The 19,258-nt window shown below is 42.0% G+C and carries 21 protein-coding genes; 9 read left to right on the top strand and 12 right to left on the bottom strand.

What is annotated here, in order from left to right; translation table 11 throughout:
* Window positions 1–31: 31 nt before the first annotated feature.
* Window positions 32–1,837, top strand: a complete 1,806-nt coding sequence (locus ACO6S0_RS02740) for a M14 family metallopeptidase (protein ID WP_422350506.1) — start codon at window positions 32–34, stop codon at window positions 1,835–1,837.
* Here ACO6S0_RS02740 and ACO6S0_RS02735 read toward each other — a convergent pair.
* Window positions 1,821–2,426, bottom strand: a complete 606-nt coding sequence (locus ACO6S0_RS02735; protein ID WP_422350505.1) for an NUDIX hydrolase — start codon at window positions 2,424–2,426, stop codon at window positions 1,821–1,823. The two genes, ACO6S0_RS02740 and ACO6S0_RS02735, sit on opposite strands and share 17 nt — an antisense overlap.
* Before the next feature lie 7 nt (window positions 2,427–2,433).
* Here ACO6S0_RS02735 and pyrE point away from each other — a divergent pair, with 7 nt between their 5' ends.
* Entirely contained in the window at window positions 2,434–3,072 is a 639-nt protein-coding gene (gene pyrE / locus ACO6S0_RS02730; RefSeq protein ID WP_422350504.1) for an orotate phosphoribosyltransferase, read from the top strand.
* Window positions 3,073–3,081: 9 nt separating this feature from the next.
* Window positions 3,082–3,474, top strand: coding sequence for an SRPBCC family protein (locus ACO6S0_RS02725; RefSeq protein WP_422350503.1), 393 nt, complete (start codon window positions 3,082–3,084; stop codon window positions 3,472–3,474).
* Window position 3,475: 1 nt separating this feature from the next.
* Here the strand turns inward: ACO6S0_RS02725 and ACO6S0_RS02720 are convergent, their stop codons facing one another.
* Window positions 3,476–4,219: a biotin--[acetyl-CoA-carboxylase] ligase gene (locus tag ACO6S0_RS02720; RefSeq protein ID WP_422350502.1), complete on the bottom strand. Its 744-nt coding sequence runs from the start codon at window positions 4,217–4,219 to the stop codon at window positions 3,476–3,478.
* A gap of 81 nt (window positions 4,220–4,300) precedes the next feature.
* Here ACO6S0_RS02720 and rsfS point away from each other — a divergent pair, with 81 nt between their 5' ends.
* From rsfS to ACO6S0_RS02690, 6 genes are read left to right on the top strand one after another with little or no spacing between them, the layout of a single operon-like run.
* Window positions 4,301–4,678 (top strand): ribosome silencing factor, encoded by a 378-nt coding sequence (gene rsfS / locus ACO6S0_RS02715; RefSeq protein WP_136466322.1) that lies wholly within the window; start codon window positions 4,301–4,303, stop codon window positions 4,676–4,678.
* A gap of 4 nt (window positions 4,679–4,682) precedes the next feature.
* Window positions 4,683–6,629, top strand: coding sequence for an ATP-dependent zinc metalloprotease FtsH (ftsH, locus tag ACO6S0_RS02710; protein WP_422350501.1), 1,947 nt, complete (start codon window positions 4,683–4,685; stop codon window positions 6,627–6,629).
* 55 nt (window positions 6,630–6,684) lie between these two features.
* Window positions 6,685–7,293, top strand: coding sequence for an LUD domain-containing protein (locus ACO6S0_RS02705; RefSeq protein ID WP_420398946.1), 609 nt, complete (start codon window positions 6,685–6,687; stop codon window positions 7,291–7,293).
* A gap of 4 nt (window positions 7,294–7,297) precedes the next feature.
* Window positions 7,298–8,101, top strand: coding sequence for a phosphatidate cytidylyltransferase (locus ACO6S0_RS02700; protein WP_422350500.1), 804 nt, complete (start codon window positions 7,298–7,300; stop codon window positions 8,099–8,101).
* Window positions 8,091–8,756, top strand: coding sequence for a phosphatidylserine decarboxylase family protein (locus ACO6S0_RS02695; RefSeq protein WP_422350499.1), 666 nt, complete (start codon window positions 8,091–8,093; stop codon window positions 8,754–8,756). The genes ACO6S0_RS02700 and ACO6S0_RS02695 overlap by 11 nt, the downstream gene beginning before the upstream one ends.
* Window positions 8,749–9,012: an acyl-CoA-binding protein gene (locus ACO6S0_RS02690; RefSeq protein WP_422350498.1), complete on the top strand. Its 264-nt coding sequence runs from the start codon at window positions 8,749–8,751 to the stop codon at window positions 9,010–9,012. The genes ACO6S0_RS02695 and ACO6S0_RS02690 overlap by 8 nt, the downstream gene beginning before the upstream one ends.
* 66 nt (window positions 9,013–9,078) lie before the next feature.
* Here the strand turns inward: ACO6S0_RS02690 and ACO6S0_RS02685 are convergent, their stop codons facing one another.
* From ACO6S0_RS02685 to ACO6S0_RS02640, 10 genes are all read right to left on the bottom strand, one after another.
* On the bottom strand, window positions 9,079–10,350 hold the full coding sequence (locus ACO6S0_RS02685; protein ID WP_422350497.1) for a sterol desaturase family protein: 1,272 nt from the start codon (window positions 10,348–10,350) through the stop codon (window positions 9,079–9,081).
* A gap of 97 nt (window positions 10,351–10,447) precedes the next feature.
* A complete protein-coding gene (locus tag ACO6S0_RS02680; protein WP_422350496.1) occupies window positions 10,448–10,873 on the bottom strand; it encodes a nuclear transport factor 2 family protein in 426 nt (141 codons plus the stop codon).
* A 48-nt stretch (window positions 10,874–10,921) separates the two neighbouring features.
* Window positions 10,922–11,428 (bottom strand): DOMON domain-containing protein, encoded by a 507-nt coding sequence (locus ACO6S0_RS02675; protein ID WP_422350495.1) that lies wholly within the window; start codon window positions 11,426–11,428, stop codon window positions 10,922–10,924.
* 51 nt (window positions 11,429–11,479) lie between these two features.
* Complete coding sequence (locus ACO6S0_RS02670; RefSeq protein ID WP_422350494.1) at window positions 11,480–11,932, bottom strand: MarR family winged helix-turn-helix transcriptional regulator; 453 nt, start codon at window positions 11,930–11,932, stop codon at window positions 11,480–11,482.
* Between the two features lie 42 nt (window positions 11,933–11,974).
* Window positions 11,975–14,269 (bottom strand): FdhF/YdeP family oxidoreductase, encoded by a 2,295-nt coding sequence (locus ACO6S0_RS02665; protein WP_422350493.1) that lies wholly within the window; start codon window positions 14,267–14,269, stop codon window positions 11,975–11,977.
* A 104-nt stretch (window positions 14,270–14,373) separates the two neighbouring features.
* Entirely contained in the window at window positions 14,374–15,240 is an 867-nt protein-coding gene (locus tag ACO6S0_RS02660) for an RNA polymerase sigma factor (RefSeq protein WP_422350492.1), read from the bottom strand.
* Entirely contained in the window at window positions 15,237–15,734 is a 498-nt protein-coding gene (locus tag ACO6S0_RS02655; RefSeq protein ID WP_422350491.1) for a YybH family protein, read from the bottom strand. Before ACO6S0_RS02655 ends, ACO6S0_RS02660 begins: the two co-directional genes overlap by 4 nt.
* 121 nt (window positions 15,735–15,855) lie before the next feature.
* The gene (locus tag ACO6S0_RS02650) at window positions 15,856–17,244 is read right to left on the bottom strand and encodes a Gfo/Idh/MocA family protein (RefSeq protein WP_422350490.1); all 1,389 of its coding nucleotides are present in this window, start codon (window positions 17,242–17,244) and stop codon (window positions 15,856–15,858) included.
* A 172-nt stretch (window positions 17,245–17,416) separates the two neighbouring features.
* Window positions 17,417–18,121, bottom strand: a complete 705-nt coding sequence (locus ACO6S0_RS02645) for a LytR/AlgR family response regulator transcription factor (protein WP_422350489.1) — start codon at window positions 18,119–18,121, stop codon at window positions 17,417–17,419.
* Window position 18,122: 1 nt separating this feature from the next.
* Window positions 18,123–19,124: a sensor histidine kinase gene (locus tag ACO6S0_RS02640; RefSeq protein WP_422350488.1), complete on the bottom strand. Its 1,002-nt coding sequence runs from the start codon at window positions 19,122–19,124 to the stop codon at window positions 18,123–18,125.
* Window positions 19,125–19,258 lie beyond the last annotated feature (134 nt).

Here is a 19,258-nt window from a genome sequence, read left to right as displayed (position 1 = left end):
TTATTTTTAAGGTTCTGTAATGGGGAATTCCATGCAAGTTTTATACAAAACCAAATCCAACTATAAGCTCTTTGCTTTCGTATTAGCTTTGACGCTTTTTATTTCTTGTGAGACAATTACGCAGGATACAATTGCCTCGTATGAAACTCATTATGAAGAATCTGACGGTTCGGAAACGGCCACCTACCAGCAAACCATCGATTTTTACATCAGATTGGCCAAGGACTTTCCAGAAATCAATATACAGACCCTTGGCGAAACCGATAGCGGTTATCCACTACACTTGGTCACTTTTAATCCTGATGGCGACTTTAATTTTGATCATATTAGGGCAGATAAAGCCATAATCTTGATCAACAACGGCATTCACCCTGGCGAAAGTGATGGAATTGATGCTACTATGATGCTCTTTAGGGATTTGGCCACCAACCAACTTAAACACCCAAAAAATGTCACATTGGCCACCATCCCCATTTATAATATTGGCGGGGCACTGTATAGAAACTCCAATACCCGGGCCAACCAAAATGGCCCAGAAGCTTACGGTTTTAGGGGGAATGCCAAGAACTACGACCTCAATAGGGATTTTGTAAAGATGGATACCCAAAATGCCAAAACCTTTACCCAAATTTTCCATTTGGTAAAACCTGATGTATTCATAGACAACCATGTGAGCAATGGAGCGGACTATCAGTATGTATTGACACATTTGTTTACCCAACACAACAAATTGGGGGGCAAACTGGGTGAATATCTCCATCAGGAACTGCACCCTAAACTGGAAAAATCCCTAGCGGACAAGGAATGGGATATAACGCCTTATGTAAATGTGTTCAATCGCCCTCCTGAGCTGGGCTTTACCCAATTTATGGATCATCCTAGATATTCCACGGGTTATACCACACTTTGGAATACGTTGGGAATGATGGTGGAAACCCACATGCTTAAACCCTACAAGCAACGGGTGGAAGGTACTTATGCGTTAATGGAAAGTATGATAGGTATTGTAGAAAAAGATCATAAGACCATAAAAAAAATCCGAAATAAGACACAGGAAGAAATTGTTGATCTTCAGGAGTACTATTTCAATTGGCAAGTGGATACCTCACAAACAACCATCCTTGAGTTTAAGGGTTTTGAAGCTGAGCAGTTGGAAAGTGAAATAACCGGATTCCCAAGACTAAAATATAACCGTGACCAACCTTTTACCAGGGAAACGGTGTACCGTAACTATTTTAAGCCAAGCGATACCATTACAGTTCCAGCAGCTTATGTAATTCCACAGAGTTGGAAGAACATCGTGGAGCGTTTGGATGCCAATCAGATACAATACACAGAAGTTACGGAAGACATGGAATTGCTCTTGGAAACCTATACCATCTCCAACTACGAAACCAGGGACAACCCATATGAGGGCCATTACCTACATTATAACACCGAGGTTGAAAAACGCTTGGACAATATAGCGCTAAGGGAAGGTGATCTTGTTGTTCCCACCAATCAAATGGGGGCAAGGTATTTATTGGAAACGTTGGAGCCACAGGCAGCCGATTCCTTTTTCAATTGGAATTTCTTTGATACGGTGCTTCAACAAAAAGAAGGGTTTTCCCCATACGTTTTTGAGGATGTGGCTTTGGAGATGCTCCAAAAGGATTCTGTGCTCCGCAAGAATTTCTTAACCAAAAAGGAACTGGACGAAGCATTTGCGCAGAATTGGTATGCCCAATTGGATTGGGTTTATCAACGTTCAAAATATCGAGAGAAACCTTATTTAAGGTATCCAATTTTTAGAATAGCCAAGGATAGTAAAGCGGCAACGCTTATTCCGAAGGAATAAACCAATCCTTGAATAGGATTTTGATATTGTGATAGGAGTTTTCCAGTGCTTTCTTCGTTTTTTTGGCCCCCTTCCATTTTACCTTTAAAATGCCTTCGGCCTTCTGGCCTACCAACTTCCCAGTATAGGTAGTGCTCATCCTAAACCAGTGTACCTGCTTTAAACGGTATTCCCCATTTCTTTTGAAGACATGGTAAGTGGTTCTCAAAAACTTCTCGATGACCAAATCCTTTACTCCTGTTTCCTCCTCCACTTCCCGGATTGCGGCCTTTTCTATAGACTCTCCTTTGTCCACCTTTCCTTTGGGTAAATCCCACTTGCCGTTTCTAAAAATAAAAAGCACCTTGTCCTTGGGATTGGTAACAAAACCACCTCCAGCTACCACCACGGGGATTTTATGCATAAAAACATCCAGGATTTTTTCTTCGTCAGGGTGGTAAATGTAAGCTTCCTTAAGTCTGCCTTTGGACAAGGAATCTATGGCCATTAATATAGAATCGCCATCGAGCGAAAAGAGATTTCCATTGGTATTGTCCTGGCGCTCATTTGTTAAAATCAGTGGGGACTCATTAACAAAAACTTTATACATTTGCGCAATGGTTTTAAACAAGGATACTGCTAAAAAAACAGCCGAGCTTCTGCTGCAAATTAATGCAATTAAGTTGGAACCAGAAAATCCATTCACATGGGCTTCTGGTTGGAAATCCCCCATCTACTGTGACAATAGAGTAATGCTTTCCTATCCTGAAATCAGGGATTTTGTACGTAAGGAAATGGCCAAACAGGTGGAGGAATTGTATGGTAAGCCCGATGTCATTGCCGGGGTTGCCACAGGAGCTATTGGAATTGGGATTTTGGTTGCGGACGCCCTTGGACTTCCTTTTGTGTATGTACGGCCAGAACCCAAATCGCATGGAAGACAAAACCAGGTAGAGGGTCATCTGGAAGCAGGTCAATCGGTAGTGGTCATAGAAGATTTGATCAGTACCGGAAAAAGTAGCCTTAATGCCGTAAGGGCATTGCGTTCCCAACAGGTTGATGTAAAAGGAATGATTGCTGTTTTCACCTATGGGTTTTCTTTGGCGGATGCCAATTTTGCAGAAGAGAAGTTAAACTTGCACACCTTGTCGGATTATGCCCATTTAATTGAGCAAGCTTCCGAAACCAATTATATTGAAGAATCACAAATGCAAACCTTGTTGCGGTGGAAGTCCAATCCACAGCAATGGAAATAACCTCATATTATGCACGTTGAAGTAGCCAAAAAGAAAGTGGGCAAAAGCGCCCAGGAAGTTTTTGAGTTTTTGACCGATATCAAAAACTTTGAAACCTTGATGCCTGACAATATTGACAAATTTGAGGTGCTGGATGAAAAAACCTTCCGATTTGCCTTGAAAGGAATGCCTGAAATTGTATTGCGCCTAAAAGAGCAGCAACCCCATGACAAAGTGGTCTTAGGTGCGGCTAGCGACAAATTGCCCTTTACCCTCACCGGAAACATTGAATCCTTAGGTGATTCGGAAAGTGAAGTGGGCCTAAGTTTTGAAGGGGAATTCAATGCCATGATGGCCATGATGATCAAAGCCCCCATCACCAATTTTATGGAAACACTTTCGGCCAATATGGATAGAATTTAGGTCAGGAGAGCAAGGAAACTTCTTTTAGCCCATATTCCCTAAAAATTTGGTCCTCCAATTCCAGTACCAATTTTCCTTGATGGGAAACACCTCGGATAAAACCCATAAACACCTCCCCTTGTTCATCCTTAAAGGTGGATGGTTTGTTTTTTCGAAAGAGTTTTTTTGAATACTGGGGAAGCAGTTCCTCGATAGTCTTATTTTCAATATCGTGTAATTGAAACTTAAGTCGGGCGAGTAACTTTTGAAGTAATTCTTCCAACTCCATGCTATGGCCCAAAATAGATTTCAAAGAGGCTACCTTTTCTAAGTTGTCAAACTCCATTTGATTCACATTTAACCCTATTCCTATAATTGAATTTTGAATGGCCTGCCCTTTTAGGACATTTTCTATCAAAATCCCGCAAATTTTGTCCGAACCTGACATAATGTCGTTGGGCCATTTTACCTTTAAATTAGGAATGTTCAGCCTCACCAAAGTGTCATAAATTGCTAGGGAAACCCCAATATTGATCTTGAACTGCTGCCCTGCCGGCAATGCCCCAAACTTCTTCAACATACTAAACGTAAGGTTTTTACCGGGTTGGGACTGCCAACTGGTTCCCATTTGCCCCCTTCCCTTCTCTTGGGCACGGGTAACTACACAGGTGTAATCTTCCAAGTTTTTGGCACGAGCCATGGATCTTAAATACAAATTTGTGGAGTCCGTGGCATCAAGTTTGATTATTTGTGAGTGTTCTCCCAATGTGGTGCGTCCAAGGTTATGTTAAAATCTAGGGCTAAGAAAACAAAAAAAATATAACTTTGTAGAAACTAAAATTTTTGAATGCAGAAAACGAAAGCTAGCGCAGATGAACTGATTGCCTTAATTTTACATGGAATTGAAGAAGTGAAGGGAGTAGATATAAATCTCCTCGATTTAAGGGAAATTGAAAATACAGTTTGTGACTACTTTATAATCTGCAATGGTACTTCCAACACGCATGTAAATGCAATTGTTTCCTCTATCCAAAAAACTGTCAGCAAAGCCATCCAAGATAAACCTTGGCACGTTGAGGGTTCGGAAAATGCAGAGTGGGTCCTAATGGACTATGTAAACGTTGTGGTACATGTATTTCAGAAACATATTAGGGAATTCTACGACATAGAAGGACTTTGGGGAGATGCCAAGGTCACCATGGTGGAGAGCAGCTATAATTCTTAAAAAAATGGCAAAAGAAAACAATTCGAATACCCCTAAAAAACCTCGTTTTAGTTCCTGGTGGATCTATGGTGTGGTCATTGCGTTGATCATTGGATTTCAGTTTTTTGGCGGAAACAGTTTCTCCAGTACTGAAAAAACCACAACCTCAGAACTTCAGGAATACCTAAGAAACGGGGATATTTCAGAAATTCTGATCATCACCAATGCCAGACAAGCCAAGGTGTTCCTTACTGAAGAAGCCCTTCAAAAGGATGTGCACCGCAATGTAGCCGACAGGCCCTTTAATTTTTCCACAGGGAAAATTCCGCAGTACATCTTGGATTATGGTGACCTACAAAACTTTGAGGACGAGATAAAGAGCATCAAAAAAGAAAACAACCTCGATACCATTGTCGATTTCGATACCGAATCCAATGTGTTGGGAGAACTGTTGCTTTCCTTGCTTCCATTTGCGCTGATTATAGGAATCTGGATTTACCTCATGCGTAGGATGTCCGGTGGTGCTGGTGGAGGTGCTGGTGGTCAGATTTTCAACATTGGAAAATCCAAGGCAAAACTATTTGACGAAAAAACGGATACCCGTACTTCTTTTAAAGATGTGGCAGGACTTGAAGGAGCCAAGGAAGAAGTTCAGGAGATCGTGGAATTCCTTAAAAATCCGGATAAATACACTTCTCTGGGAGGTAAGATTCCAAAGGGGGCACTCTTGGTAGGCCCTCCCGGAACAGGTAAGACGCTCTTGGCCAAGGCCGTAGCTGGAGAGGCCAAAGTTCCGTTCTTTTCCTTATCCGGTTCTGATTTTGTGGAGATGTTCGTAGGTGTGGGAGCTTCCCGTGTCCGTGATCTCTTCAAGCAAGCCAAAGACAAATCCCCTGCCATCATTTTTATTGATGAAATTGATGCCATTGGGCGCGCACGGGGAAAGAACAATTTTACAGGTTCCAACGATGAAAGGGAAAACACCCTAAACCAGCTTTTGACCGAGATGGATGGTTTTGGCACCAATACCAATGTTATTGTGTTGGCGGCCACCAATAGGGCAGATGTTTTGGACAAGGCCTTGATGCGTGCCGGACGTTTTGACCGTCAGATTTATGTAGACCTTCCAGATTTAAGGGAGCGTAAAGAGATTTTTGAAGTCCATTTGCGTCCCATTAAGACAGCAGAAACCCTGGATTTGGACTTTTTGGCCAAGCAAACCCCAGGATTTTCCGGAGCTGATATCGCCAATGTCTGTAACGAAGCGGCCTTGATTGCTGCCCGTAAGGAGAAAAAAGCGGTGAACAAGCAGGATTTCTTGGATGCGGTGGACCGTATTGTGGGTGGACTGGAGAAGAAGAACAAAATTATTACCCCGGAAGAGAAAAAGACCATCGCGTTCCACGAAGCTGGACATGCTACCGTAAGCTGGATGTTGGAACATGCCGCTCCGCTAGTTAAAGTTACCATTGTACCTAGGGGTCAATCCTTGGGAGCAGCTTGGTACTTGCCCGAAGAGCGACTGATTGTCCGTCCGGAACAAATGTTGGATGAAATGTGCGCCACCATGGGTGGTAGGGCCGCTGAAAAAGTGGTGTTCAACAAGATTTCCACTGGAGCCCTCAGTGATTTGGAAAAAGTGACCAAACAAGCTAGGGCCATGGTTACCATTTACGGACTTAACGATCAACTGGGCAATATCACCTATTACGATTCCTCGGGACAGAACGAATATGGGTTCACCAAGCCCTATAGCGAGGAAACCGCACAAAAAATTGACGAAGAGATTTCAAAAATCATAGAGGAGCAATACACCAGGGCCATTAATTTGTTGAATGACAACAAGGATAAATTAACGGAACTTGCAGAAAGGCTCTTGGAAAAAGAGGTTATCTTTAAGGGCGACTTGGAAAAGATTTTTGGAAAGAGACCTTTTGAGAAGGAAGAAGAGGAGCTGGAAACTGCCGAGTAATTTTTAGAGCACAGGGATAATTATTTCCCAAGTACTTGTATTTTTGAAACCGTAAATGGGAGTTTTTGATAAACTTTTTGGTGGTGGAAAAAAGGTTTCCAAGGAAACCCTGGAAACTCGTGGGGAGCACATGCCCGACCTAAAAATTCCAGTTGACGAAAAATTTACCATCTACTTCAAGAAAAACGGCGGAAAATTCATCTACTGCGAGGATGATATGGAAATTTCCCAAGCCCTGCAAAATATCATCTCTGAGAACAACTGGCAGCAACATTTTTTCTATACCCTAGATCCTCGACTGGAAAGTAGGTTTGCCTCGGAAAAAATCGGATTTACCCAAAACAGAAAGGAAAGCGATATTTTCTTTACCACTTGCGAACATTTAGTGGCGCACAATGGTTCCATTTTGGTATGCTCCAATCAAATCAGGGAAAAAAAACTGGATGAACTCCCGTCAAACCTCATTGTTTTTGCAACCACCAGTCAATTGGTGGATTCCATAAGCGAAGCTTTGAAAGTCATCAAGGAAAAATATAAAAAGAACATTCCAAACAATATCACTACCCTAAAACACTTCCAACCTACTCCAGAGAACAAAAATGATTTTCTTTCCTACGGAAGTGCCTCAAAAAATGTATATCTTTTGCTGCTAGAAGACTACTGATTACATGAAAGAAATTCTTAGGCGTGGCATAACAGGGGTTATTTATGTGGTACTCCTCATGGGAACCGTTTTTTTAAGCTCCGATGCCTTTGATTTCCTTTTTATGGTCTTCGGATTGGCCTGTTTGTACGAATTTAAAAGAATCGTACACTTAAAAAACTACTATGTATATGTGGCCTATCTAGCGCTTTGGTGGGCCTTTATTTACTTTGTTACGGACAAATTGATCATCACAGGCTTGATGTTACTGACCATTACAGTAAACCTTGCCCTTCTGGTCTTTCTCTTCTCCAAAAAGTCCAAAACTTTTAACGCCGCACAAAAGTTTATCATTGCGGTACTCTATCTTGGGGGAGGTTGTATTTTTCTAACCATGATTCCCTATAAACAAAATAGTTTCTCCCAATTTCTGATTGTCGGCATTTTTATTTTGATATGGGTAAACGACACTTTTGCATACTTGGTGGGCAGGAGTATTGGTAAAACCAAACTTTATCCATCAGTTTCTCCAAAAAAAACTGTGGAAGGTTCCATAGGAGGTTTTATTTTTGCATTGTTAGCAGCATACTTCCTGGCAAAATATGAGCCCAGTTTGACGCTCATGCAGTGGATGGTTTTAGCCACTGTGATTGTAATAGCAGGAAGTTTGGGGGATTTATTGGAATCCAAGTTTAAACGAATTGCCCAAGTTAAGGACAGTGGGGCCATATTACCTGGCCATGGTGGTATTTGGGATCGTTTGGATAGCTTGGTATTTGCCGCACCCTTCGCGTATTTGACACTTAATATATTTTCATATGTTTCATAGAGAAGGCCAAAAAATAATTACTATCACCTTTTTTCTCGTTGTTGCCATAATTCTTGCCGCCCAGTTTTACGTGTCATTGGAATGGTTACGATTTGGAATCCAGATAGGTGGACTTGTTCTATTGATTTTGGTCTTGCAATTCTTTAGAAACCCAAAGCGACCCGTAACGCCCAATTTTGACGAGATTTTGGCCCCTGTGGATGGTAAGGTGGTTGTTATTGAAGAAGTGGACGAACCTGAGTATTTTAAGGGAAAACGCAAGCAAGTCTCCATATTCATGTCGCCAGTGAACGTGCATGTAACTCGATATGCCGCCAGTGGCACCGTAACCTATTCCCAATATCATCCGGGCAAATACTTAGTGGCATGGCATCCAAAATCCAGCACCGAGAACGAACGTACCACCGTGGTTTTGCATACCCCTAAATTTGGTGAGATTGGGTATCGTCAAATAGCTGGGGCCCTTGCACGCCGTATTGTAAATTATGCGGAAGAAGGAGAGCAAGTGACCCAAGGGCAAGATGCTGGATTCATAAAATTTGGCTCTAGGGTGGATTTATTGCTACCCCTGGATTGTGATATTACCGTTAAGCTGAATCAAAAAGTGGTAGGTGCCAAAACATGTATTGCATCGTTAAGAAAGAAGGATGACTGATGAGGAACTACATAAGCAATTTGAAGAGGCTGTGGCTTTTGTAAGTAGCTACACCAAACCCATGCCCGCCGATTTGCTCCTCAAATTGTACGCCTATTACAAAATAGCCAATAAGAATTTCAGTAATCCTGGAAGTAAAACTCCGTTGATCAATGCCTTTAAGGCCAATGCCCTGATCCAAGCCCAAAATATTGGCACGGATGAAGCCATGCGCAACTACATCGAGCTTGTGAACAATGAGTTAAGAGAAAACTAGTCCTGCATCTCTACGACCCTGGTTTTTGAACTATCAACACTTCCTTTTCCCAGGATAGTAAATGCTTTAAACAGCCAACTGCTCTTTATCCAAAGATGTATTTTCGAAATAGGCGAAATAGACTGCACCTGCTATCGTGCTCAGAAAATAAATCCCTACCAAATAACTGCCAAAAAACAGATAGGAATTTAGTCCAAACCAATCTTCGGTAAGGTAAATCAAAAGTAGCCCTGCCAAAGCTCTAAAAACTTCAATCCAAATTGCATAGGACACCCGGTCCATTAGCGATGTATAACCATAAATTCCAATGAACACAAATGCTCCGAACAACAGTAGCCCATTGAATCCAATTTCAGTGTAGTTGTAAAACATAAAGAGCATCAAACCTGTATTGGCGAGCAATTGGTAAATGGAATATCCTTTTAATGCGGGAGACGCCTCTGGCATGTACTTCTTGAAATTGTACACATTGTCAATAACCTGAATAGGATATTTCTCCTTTACATCTGCCGGACGCCAACCTGTTGGCATAAACCATATTCGAAGTTTATCCCAGTAACTTTGGGCCCTCCACGCATCTTTGATCAGTCGCCAAAGGTGTTGGAAATTGATCAAGATGGGATTCCAAGTATTTGCAGGCTTTAAAACGCCATACTGCGGAGGTATTTCTTCCAATTCTTCTTGAAAAGTACCGAACATGCGATCCCAAAAACTAAAAATCTGCCCTAGGTTTTTATCAATATATTGCGGATTAATAGCATGGTGTACCCTGTGCTGTGATGGGGTAATTATGATGTATTCCAACCAGCCCATTTTGCCAATATGTTGGGTGTGGTACCAAAATTGGGCAAAGAGATGCAGCGGACCCAAAATGGCCACTACTTTGTGCGGTACACCCAATAATGCAGCAGGAATCATCAAAAGCGGAAAATAAACCAACAAATTGGAGATGGATTGACGCAAGGCGCAAGCCAAGTTAAACTCTTCACTGCTATGGTGAATCACGTGCTGGTTCCAAAAAAAATTGATGCGATGGCTCAGTCTATGGTTCCAGTATCCGGCAAAATCCAAGGCCAAGAATCCAAGGACCCAAACTACCCAGGTCGTCTGGATTTCCATAAGGGCCAAATGTTCCAACAAATAGGGGTAAGTGACCAAAACCACTCCCAGTCCAAGAGAGTCTTTTACCACATTGGTAAGACCGGAGCTGAGACTGCTCACTGTATCCATGACATTATGCTTCTGGTTTTTGACAAAATACCCGTAGATGACCTCAAAAAGCACCAAACCTACAAAAAAGGGAATGGCATACAACAAGGCCGTGGCATAGGTTTCCATGGATTTTTTGCCATAAATTATGAAAAATGTTTCAGATTATGGAATTAAAAAACCGGTCCCAATTTGGAACCGGTACTGAAATTGGTACTATTTGGTCTTACTTGACTGTTGGAACGTCTTCCGCCAGCACCCATTGCCCAGAGGCATTCCGGACCAACAGCATCAGGGAATGAAAAGTGGATTTTTTACCGGTCAAGATTACCTTGGCAAAGGCTACGTTTCCGTTAACCTCAATTGTTCCAAAGGTTAAGGTCCGAGTGTCGCCACCCCATTTTTTACTTTTGATCTTTTCCAAATAATCCGCTTTAGAGATCACCATAACTTCTTTGTGACCAAATAGCTGATTCATTACAATCCTGAAATTGGGATCCAAATATTGACTTAAAGTTGTGGCATCCTGTTGATCACCTGCTTTGCTGAATTCAGTTATGGTTTTTTTGATTTGCTCCACTTCTGCATTTTGGGATTGGCAACTGGCCACACTAAAAAAAACCAGGACGTAAAAAAAGATTGTTTGTTTCATGTATAAAGTATTTAGAATTAAAAATGATTTTAAAGGATTTAGCACTGTTTAGAGGGTTATCTTGGCCGAAGTTCTCATCATGGAATGGTGCTGAAAATCATCCGCGCTACTATAGGCCATCAATAGATGAAAGGATTTGCCCCTGCCCAACTGTTTTTTATAGATCTGATCTAGCATTACGGGAACTGAAAACCTTACTATGGTTTTATCCTCGAATTCCTGTCCAGTAATGTCTCCTAGACTTGATGTTCCCCCCAAATCCGAAATGGGCCTATAATCTCCAGGTGACAAGACGTAATGTTCCATCACTATGGGCCTGCCATCTTTAACATTACCCATGATCAAATATGTTCCTTTCAAGCCCGCATTTTCGTTGAAACCAATGCCCACCCAACCGTGAGTGGGGGCGCTCAAGGTAAAATGGATGCGTTCCCCTACAATCTCCCAACTGACCTCCATTCCCGATCTGTTAATAGAGCCATGACCCGTTTGGGCGAAGGAAGAGGTATTACACAAGCCTAAGGCCAAACCCAGTAACATTATAGATCGTATCATATTTATATGCCTTATCAATTATTGATATATCAATTTAATGTTTAAAATTTTTTATTTGAAATTGGCCCTTATCCGCTGCAACATTTTATAAAGTACTTCCACCTCCGAGTCACTAAAGCCCCGCACGCTCAATTTTCTTAAATCATTGACCAGATTCATATGTTTTTTCACAAATTGCCGTCCCAATTCAGTCAAAACTATGTGGTGTTGCCTTCTATCGGTCTCAACGGGTATTCTTCTCACAAAATCCTTTTTGCTTAGCAAATCCAGTGTTCTTGTAATAGAAGCTGGATCCCGATAAGACATGTTTGCCACTTCTTTTTGGGTCAAGGGCCCAGATTCCTCCACAATTTTCAAGATTACCCATTGCTCAGTGGTAATACCCATCCCCTGTTTGTCCATTACCCGCTGGGCATATATCTTGGATTGCTTGCTTGCCACATCGAGCTGAAAGAGGATAACATCCTCAATGTTCTTAAGTTTTTCTTGCTTGTTTCTATCCAAAATGCACAAATTCCTTTCAAATATAAACAATTAATTGATATATCAATTAATTGGACTTGAATCAATTTTAACCACCACGGACTTACTTACCGGGGTCTGACTTTTATCTGCATATAGATCAATTGGAACCAAGACGTTGGTCTCCGGAAAGTAGGCACAGAGGTTTTGGGACGGGATGTCATAAGGTATAACCTTAAAGTTTTGGGCCCTTCTTTCCTTGCCATCGTAATGGCTCACCAAATCCACTACCTGTTGTGGTTTCAGTCCTTTTTCATCCATATCCTTTGGATTCATAAAAACTACCCTACGTTCCCCGTAGATTCCTCTATATCTATCATCCATACCATAAATGGTGGTATTGAACTGATCGTGGCTCCGAACTGTCATCAACAGAAATTCATCTGCTTTTAACCTAGTGTCAGGGAGTTTACAAATGGAGAACTGTGCCTTTCCCCCGGGTAATTTGGAAAAATCCGCCACTCTGGCATTGTTGGGCAAATAAAATCCGGAACCGGCCGACCTATTGGAGTAGTTGTGGTATCCAGTCAAAACTTTTTCAATTTTATCCCGAATCAAATCGTAGTTTGACCCAAATCTGTTCCAATCAATGGTTGATTTTCCCCCAAAATACGCGTCTGCAATTCGGGCCACGATTTCCGGTTCGCTTCTTAGATGCTTACTGGCCGGTTTCAATCTCCCCTTGCTCTGATGCACTTTTCCCATACTATTCTCCACAGTTACAAACCTGCCTTGATCTTGTTCCGTTCTTCCCAAAGTGGGGAGTATCAACGAGGTTTGCCCCGCCGTAAGATGCGTTCTGTTTAATTTGGTGCTTACCGAAACCGTTAGCTTACAGCGTTGTAATGCTTCGGCAGTATAGGCCGTATCCGAAGCAGCAGACACAAAGTTTCCTCCCAAGGCCACAAAAATCTTGGCCTTGCCTTCATACATGGCTTGAATTGCATTGACTGTATCCAGACCTTCTTTTGCTGGAGGCTCAAAGTCAAATTCGTCCTTTAGCGCATTATTAAGTGATTCAGAAACATGGTGCATAATGCCCACGCTACGATCCCCCTGTACATTACTATGACCTCTAACGGGACAAGTACCCGCTCCCTTTTTGCCGATACTGCCCTTAAGGAGCAATAGATTAACACATTCCTTGATGTTGTCCACCCCATTTTTGTGCTGGGTTAGCCCCATGGCCCAACAAATAATGATTTTCGAGCTTTTGGCCAAAACCTCAACGGCCTGATTCACTTTCTCGGAATCCACCCCGCATCGATCAAGTAAATCCAATGCGTCTTGCTGTTCCAAATCTGCTAAAAGTTCTTGATATCCTTGGGTCTTGGTTGAAATAAAATCCAAGTCGAAAATTGTGTGGTCGGATTTCTGCTTTTCCGCCAAACGCTTCATGATCAGTTTTAGCAGTGGTACATCTTGGTTGACCTTGACCTGAAGAAAAATATCAGTCAAGGTGATACCCTTTCCTAAAATACCGCTAAGCTTTTGTGGGTTTTTAAATCGATTCAGCCCGCTTTCGGAAAGCGGATTCACCGTTATGATCTTTCCGCCATTTTGCTTGCATTTTTGCAGGGCAGACAGCATTCTGGGGTGATTGGTCCCAGGATTTTGGCCGATGACCATCACTACTTCAGCCTCATGAAAATCCTCTAAAACCACAGACCCCTTGCCGATGCCCAATGTTTCGGATAGGGCCACCCCACTGGATTCATGGCACATATTGGAACAATCGGGCATATTGTTGGTGCCAAAGGCCCGCGCAAAAAGACCGTAAAGAAAAGCGGCCTCGTTGCTGGATCGTCCTGAAGTGTAGAATACAGCTTCATCAGGACTGTCCAAAGTTTTCAGGTGTTCCGCAATGGTCATATAGGCATCGTCCCATGAAATGGGCTCATAATGAATAGATCCAGGTCTAAGTATAAACGGTTCGGTAATCCTGCCACTTTTACCAATTTGGTAGTCCGTCCAAGAGGAAATTTCCTCCACCGAATGCTTTTGAAAGAACTCACGATCTACCCTTTCAAAAGTAGTTTCTTCGGCAATAGCCTTGACCCCATTTTCACAATATTCCCCAAGTTTGGACGGTTTATCTGGATCGGGCCAAGCACATCCAGGACAATCAAACCCTTCCTTTTGGTTCATTTTGGATAGGGTTTTGATAGAGCGAAATAAACCCGACTCCTTGTTCACATGCTCCAGTGCCACCTTTATGGCCGGCATTCCTGCGGCAAAAGCCTTAGGCTCAGATACCTTTAAATCCGCAAAAGAAATGTCCCCCGTAACCGAAATATTGCGCTTTTCCCTTTTTTCCATAACCTATCCAAAGCTGTATCCCTAAAGATAGGAATTGCACAGTTCTTTTTAGGGGTCATAAACCTAAACCCTTCATTGATAGGAAAAAAATGGTTGGTACTCTGCTATAGGTTAAAAGTTTCTTTGATGCTATCCTTTGAAAGTAACTTTTTGATTGATTCAAGTTTATCGGGGGCTTTTAAAAATGGGTGTTCTTGATATAGTTTTTGATATTCGGACAGTACTTCATTGGAATAGGTATCTACTTTGCCCCCCACTACTTCATTGATTTTTGCAAGTACATCTTTTTGAAAGTGGAGTGCCTTTGGATCCACATAACCCATTTTAATAAAACCTGCTGTTTTACGGTGGCACCTGCAAGGATTGGACTTATTGATCAAGCCGCACTTATGGTCCATAAAATTGTACAATTGCTTTTTGGCCCTATGGAGTTTAATCCTAAAGTTCTGTTTACTGATTTCCATGATTTCACTACCCACGGAATCTGGAAACTCGAACAATTCCCCAATGATAAATATAAGTCGCTGTTCCCTATCCAAACACAGCAGCATGCCTTTCATACAACTGATCTTGGCCTCGTTTACCAAGAACTTTTCCTCGACCTCATAGGTATAATTGGAAAGTGACTCATCAGGCAATTGATCCAAACCCTCACCAAATTGTTCAAAAGTTGGTGCATTTACCTCATGCCTTCCCCTTTTCATGTTCAGAAAATGGTTCTTTAAGATACGGTACATCCATGTTCTAAAGCGGCTACGCTGTTCAAAGGTGTCCAATTTGGTTATCACCTTGATCAGCACTTCTTGGGTAAGATCAGCAGCCTCATCCGCATCCCCAACAAAGGTAAGGGCCACATTGTAAATCCAATCTTGATTTCTGGTAATCAACAATTCCAAAGAGGCCTTATCCCCGGATAAGGCCTTTTCAATCAATTGTTCATCTAAAACTGGTTCTTTGGAATCCTTTTTCATGGTTTCTTGGACATTAGATAACTTCCATGTGGGTTATCAAAGATAAGTAACCATTTGCCATTGGATTGTTTCTGAAGATGGGCCACGGAAAGCCCACTTTGGGTGACCGGAGTTCCATCTGGAGCGGTACCCTTCATTATCCAAGGTGCAATATGTGTGGCTGAATTTCCATTCACAAAGACCTCATGGCCGTTGGGGTATTCAAATTGTGGCTTAATGGCAAAGGCTGCCAAAAATAGTTCCCGAAGCTGTTTTTTATCGGTAACCCGCATTTCCGGTTCAAAAACCACCAATGCCCCTTCCTGGTAACTTGACATAACTCCATCAATATCTGAGTTATTGAACGATTTTGTCATGGAGGCCACTGCGCCCAATACGGCTTGTTCTTCTTTTGAAATTGTTGTTTGCATAACTTTTTGTTTTTGGGATTTCATACTTGTGGTCATTCCAAAGCCAATGACCAAGATTACGTACATGTGTCTTTTAATTATCATATTAATTGCTTTATGATTTGGACACATCCCAAATGCCAACTGTTACAGTTGTACCCTAAAAATTATGCGATCTCCTACCTTTTGAAAATCAGTTAAAGCTTGAAGTATAAAGCCTGGAAAGCTATTCCACGATAGCCAAAGGAGCAGTATTTTTCCAACTTCCTCTGGTAAAATCCGGAAAAGGTTGCGGAGCCCCACCACTGGCCACAGAACGTTCGCTCAAGGGAGCTACGGCACTCCAGAAGCATCCCTCGTAAACATTTTGATCCAATGGCAGTCCCTTTTGCAAACATTCCACAATACGGTACATCATGATACCATCCATACCGCCATGTCCACTGCCTTTGGTGCTTTCGTTTAATCTTTTGTACAAGGGGTGGTCGTATTTTTCATACACTGCGGCCAATTGGTCGCCCTGCACCCAGGAATGATGGTCCTTGGTTATACCTTCCACGCCACCTTCCAAGGCCACACGGGTTGGAAAACCGGCCAAGGTACCCTTGGTTCCCTGGATAAGGTTTAATCTGCTATAGGGTCTGGGGCTGGTTTCATCCCATTGTACCATTACGGTTCTACCCAATGTGGTTTTTATGATTGAGGTATTCAAATCACCTCCTTTATAGTCCAATTGATTCCATTTGTGATCCGCTGGATAGTTCTTTTTGGCATAAGCGCTTCTTCCTATGGCGGGTGTGGAAAAGGAGACCAAACTTCCAAAATTGTCGTCTGTTCTTCCCAAGTTCATGTACTGTGCCACCGGCCCCAAACCATGGGTTGGGTATAGGTTTCCATTTCTATGGGCATAGTGATAGGTCCTCCAAGAGCCCGTTCCTCTTTTTTGTTCTTCCATCTGCCCCCTAAGTTCGTGGATATAGGCAGCTTCGCCATGCAAAATTTCGCCTAGAGCTCCCTGTCTGCACATATTGAGAAACATAAGCTCATCCCTACCGTAGTTCACATTTTCCAGCATCATGCAATGCTTTTGGGTTCTTTCCGAAGCATCAACAATATCCCACATCTCATCCAAACCTACAGCTATGGGAACCTCTACAAAGGCATGGGCACCCTGATTCATGGCTTCAATGGCCATGGGGGCATGACTTAACCAGTTTGTAGCGATGAAAACCACATCGGGTTTGGTTTCTGCCAACATTTTTTTCCAAAGGTTTTCGTCTCCCGAGTATTTGGCAATATTCTTATGTCTTTTTTTACCGGCAACTTCCCTTACCCATCCTATCTTTTGATCGACCAAGTCTTCATATAAATCACAAATGGCGACTACTTCGGTTCCTTCCAATGCGGCAAAGGATTTTAAATGGGTACCCCCCCTTGCACCCACTCCAATAAATGCTGCCCTAATCAAATCCAATTTTGGGGCCGCAAAATCACCCATATACTTAGCTTGGGATGGTCTTTCCATATCAGCTTGTAAGTAGCTGGGCATTACCGAAATGGCGGCTGCCGACAGCGAGGTCTTTTTAAGAAAACTACGGCGATCAAAGTTTTTCATGGTGCTATTTGATTTATATGTTAACGTTAACACTTTTCCATATCGAATGTATGAAAAAATGACATTTGTACCATCTTATTGGTGAAAATACTTTACTGAACGGCTAGATTACAAGCTATTTCAAAAGTTAAATTTGACCTGTAGGGCCCCCACCAAAATTGAGTTATTGACCCTATTTCAGAATTATTTTCAAAAAATGTTCTTTGTATGCCCTGCCAATGGGAATGGTATGCCCTCCTTCCAAATAAATCTGATTGCCCATGATCTTATCAATTTTATCCGTATTGATGATGTGGGACTTGTGCGTTCTGATGAAACTTGTTCCTGGTAGGGCTTCCAACCAAAATCGCAATGGCTCACTGGAGAGGTATTTCCGTTCCAGGGTTATAACTTCCGTATAATCTGAATCGGAGTCAATATGTAAAATATCATCCAGATGAATTTTGATATGTTCATACCCCGACTTAATATAGATGTGACTTTTAGACGCTATAGATGTTTCCTTGTCGCTTGTCAATACATGGGTTGCCTTAACAACGGGCACTTTGGCCACAGCTTTTAAAAAGCGTTGAAAGGAGAAGGGTTTGAGTAAATAGTCCACAACATTGAGATCGTAGCTTTCCAAAGCGTACTCGGAAAAAGCGGTGGTGAGTATAACATGCGGGGGATTGGGCAGGGATTTTAAAAAATCCAATCCTGATATCTTAGGTAAATGAATGTCCAAAAACAGGAGGTTAATGGGTTCCCTATTGAGAAATTCCATGGCTTGGAGGGCATCTGAAAAAACACCCTTCAACTCCAATGCATCCACATCCTCAATGAATTTTTTCAAAATCCTTTGGGCAGGTGGTTGGTCTTCAATAATGATACATTTCATCTCATTCCGATTTTTCCAGCTCCATGGTCAACAACACCGAAAATTGGTTGCTCTCTTTCCTGATCTCAAGTTCATGTTTGTTGGGATACAACAACCGTAAACGCTTTTTTACATTGCTGAGTCCAATTCCATTGGCCAAAGTATCCAGTTCCTTTGCCTCCTCAAAATTATTGCTACAGGAAAATTGCAACTGATTTCCTTTTTGGCTCACATTGATGTCAATGGAAATGTTGGACGATTGACCCGATTGGCTGTGTTTGAAGGCATTTTCGATAAAAACAATCAAAATTAAGGGGGCCACCTTATACCCAGATTTTATCCGATGTGTTTCAAAGCGAACCTTACCCCTATCCTCAATTTGTAATTTATACAATTTAATAAAGTTGTCCAATTGCTCAATTTCCTTTTTCAGTGGAACAAATTTCTCCTTGCATTCATAAAGCATGTACCGCAATACCCCGCTCATTTCCAAAATTATCTCAGGGGTTTTGGGGGAGTTTTCAAGTGCGTAGGAGTACAGATTGTTTAAGTTATTGAACAAGAAATGTGGGTTGATCTGGGATCGGAGAAATTGAAGCTCGCTTTCTTCAACGGTACTTTTTAACTCATCAATCTGTTTCTGCTTCTGTAGGGCATCCCACGCAAACTTAAATCCGCTAAGGATGGCTATAACCGGAACTACCCCAAACAAAGCATAATACACCCCTGGAAAAGCCCTTGCCCGTCTGGTACCGGGGAAAAATATCTGTTCCAATACCAGCTCCTCCAGTAGTATTAACCCTATAATGACCAACAGCACACTGCCAAAAAACTTCCAGTGTTTTTTTTGGTACAGAAACTTGGGCATCAAATAATAGTTGATCAGTATTCCAGCCACCACATAGGTCAAGAAAAAAGTCACTTCATAAATGTCAATTTCCGGATGGCGCCGGTCATATGAATAGAACACAAAAACCAGTATATGCAGGATAACCTGAAAAATAAGCTCTCTACGTGGAATCAAGTTTGAAAATTTAAATTCATCAAAACTATCCATCATAAGGTAACAAAAGAAAAGTAATCCTGTCAACAACGCAAAAAAGTCTGCAATCGGTAGTTAAGTCCATTGTTTTACAAATTTGTCGATTGAGGTATCAT

It is taken from the genome of Flagellimonas sp., from assembly GCF_965233845.1.
In the GTDB taxonomy this organism is placed as follows: domain Bacteria; phylum Bacteroidota; class Bacteroidia; order Flavobacteriales; family Flavobacteriaceae; genus Flagellimonas.
This window is presented reverse-complemented; position numbering and strand designations above follow the sequence as displayed.

Excerpts from the sequence above, each read along its gene's own strand:
- ACO6S0_RS02680 (WP_422350496.1), bottom strand. The coding sequence starts at position 10,873 with ATGAAACAAACAATCTTTTTTTACGTCCTGGTTTTTTTTAGTGTGGCC.
- ACO6S0_RS02695 (WP_422350499.1), top strand. The coding sequence starts at position 8,091 with ATGTTTCATAGAGAAGGCCAAAAAATAATTACTATCACCTTTTTTCTC.
- ACO6S0_RS02645 (WP_422350489.1), bottom strand. The coding sequence starts at position 18,121 with ATGAAATGTATCATTATTGAAGACCAACCACCTGCCCAAAGGATTTTG.
- ACO6S0_RS02740 (WP_422350506.1), top strand. The coding sequence starts at position 32 with ATGCAAGTTTTATACAAAACCAAATCCAACTATAAGCTCTTTGCTTTC.
- ACO6S0_RS02685 (WP_422350497.1), bottom strand. The coding sequence starts at position 10,350 with ATGGAAACCTATGCCACGGCCTTGTTGTATGCCATTCCCTTTTTTGTA.
- rsfS (WP_136466322.1), top strand. The coding sequence starts at position 4,301 with ATGCAGAAAACGAAAGCTAGCGCAGATGAACTGATTGCCTTAATTTTA.
- ACO6S0_RS02655 (WP_422350491.1), bottom strand. The coding sequence starts at position 15,734 with ATGATAATTAAAAGACACATGTACGTAATCTTGGTCATTGGCTTTGGA.
- ACO6S0_RS02705 (WP_420398946.1), top strand. The coding sequence starts at position 6,685 with ATGGGAGTTTTTGATAAACTTTTTGGTGGTGGAAAAAAGGTTTCCAAG.
- ACO6S0_RS02735 (WP_422350505.1), bottom strand. The coding sequence starts at position 2,426 with ATGTATAAAGTTTTTGTTAATGAGTCCCCACTGATTTTAACAAATGAG.
- ACO6S0_RS02690 (WP_422350498.1), top strand. The coding sequence starts at position 8,749 with ATGACTGATGAGGAACTACATAAGCAATTTGAAGAGGCTGTGGCTTTT.
- ACO6S0_RS02650 (WP_422350490.1), bottom strand. The coding sequence starts at position 17,244 with ATGAAAAACTTTGATCGCCGTAGTTTTCTTAAAAAGACCTCGCTGTCG.
- pyrE (WP_422350504.1), top strand. The coding sequence starts at position 2,434 with ATGGTTTTAAACAAGGATACTGCTAAAAAAACAGCCGAGCTTCTGCTG.
- ACO6S0_RS02700 (WP_422350500.1), top strand. The coding sequence starts at position 7,298 with ATGAAAGAAATTCTTAGGCGTGGCATAACAGGGGTTATTTATGTGGTA.
- ACO6S0_RS02675 (WP_422350495.1), bottom strand. The coding sequence starts at position 11,428 with ATGATACGATCTATAATGTTACTGGGTTTGGCCTTAGGCTTGTGTAAT.
- ACO6S0_RS02665 (WP_422350493.1), bottom strand. The coding sequence starts at position 14,269 with ATGGAAAAAAGGGAAAAGCGCAATATTTCGGTTACGGGGGACATTTCT.
- ftsH (WP_422350501.1), top strand. The coding sequence starts at position 4,683 with ATGGCAAAAGAAAACAATTCGAATACCCCTAAAAAACCTCGTTTTAGT.
- ACO6S0_RS02725 (WP_422350503.1), top strand. The coding sequence starts at position 3,082 with ATGCACGTTGAAGTAGCCAAAAAGAAAGTGGGCAAAAGCGCCCAGGAA.
- ACO6S0_RS02660 (WP_422350492.1), bottom strand. The coding sequence starts at position 15,240 with ATGAAAAAGGATTCCAAAGAACCAGTTTTAGATGAACAATTGATTGAA.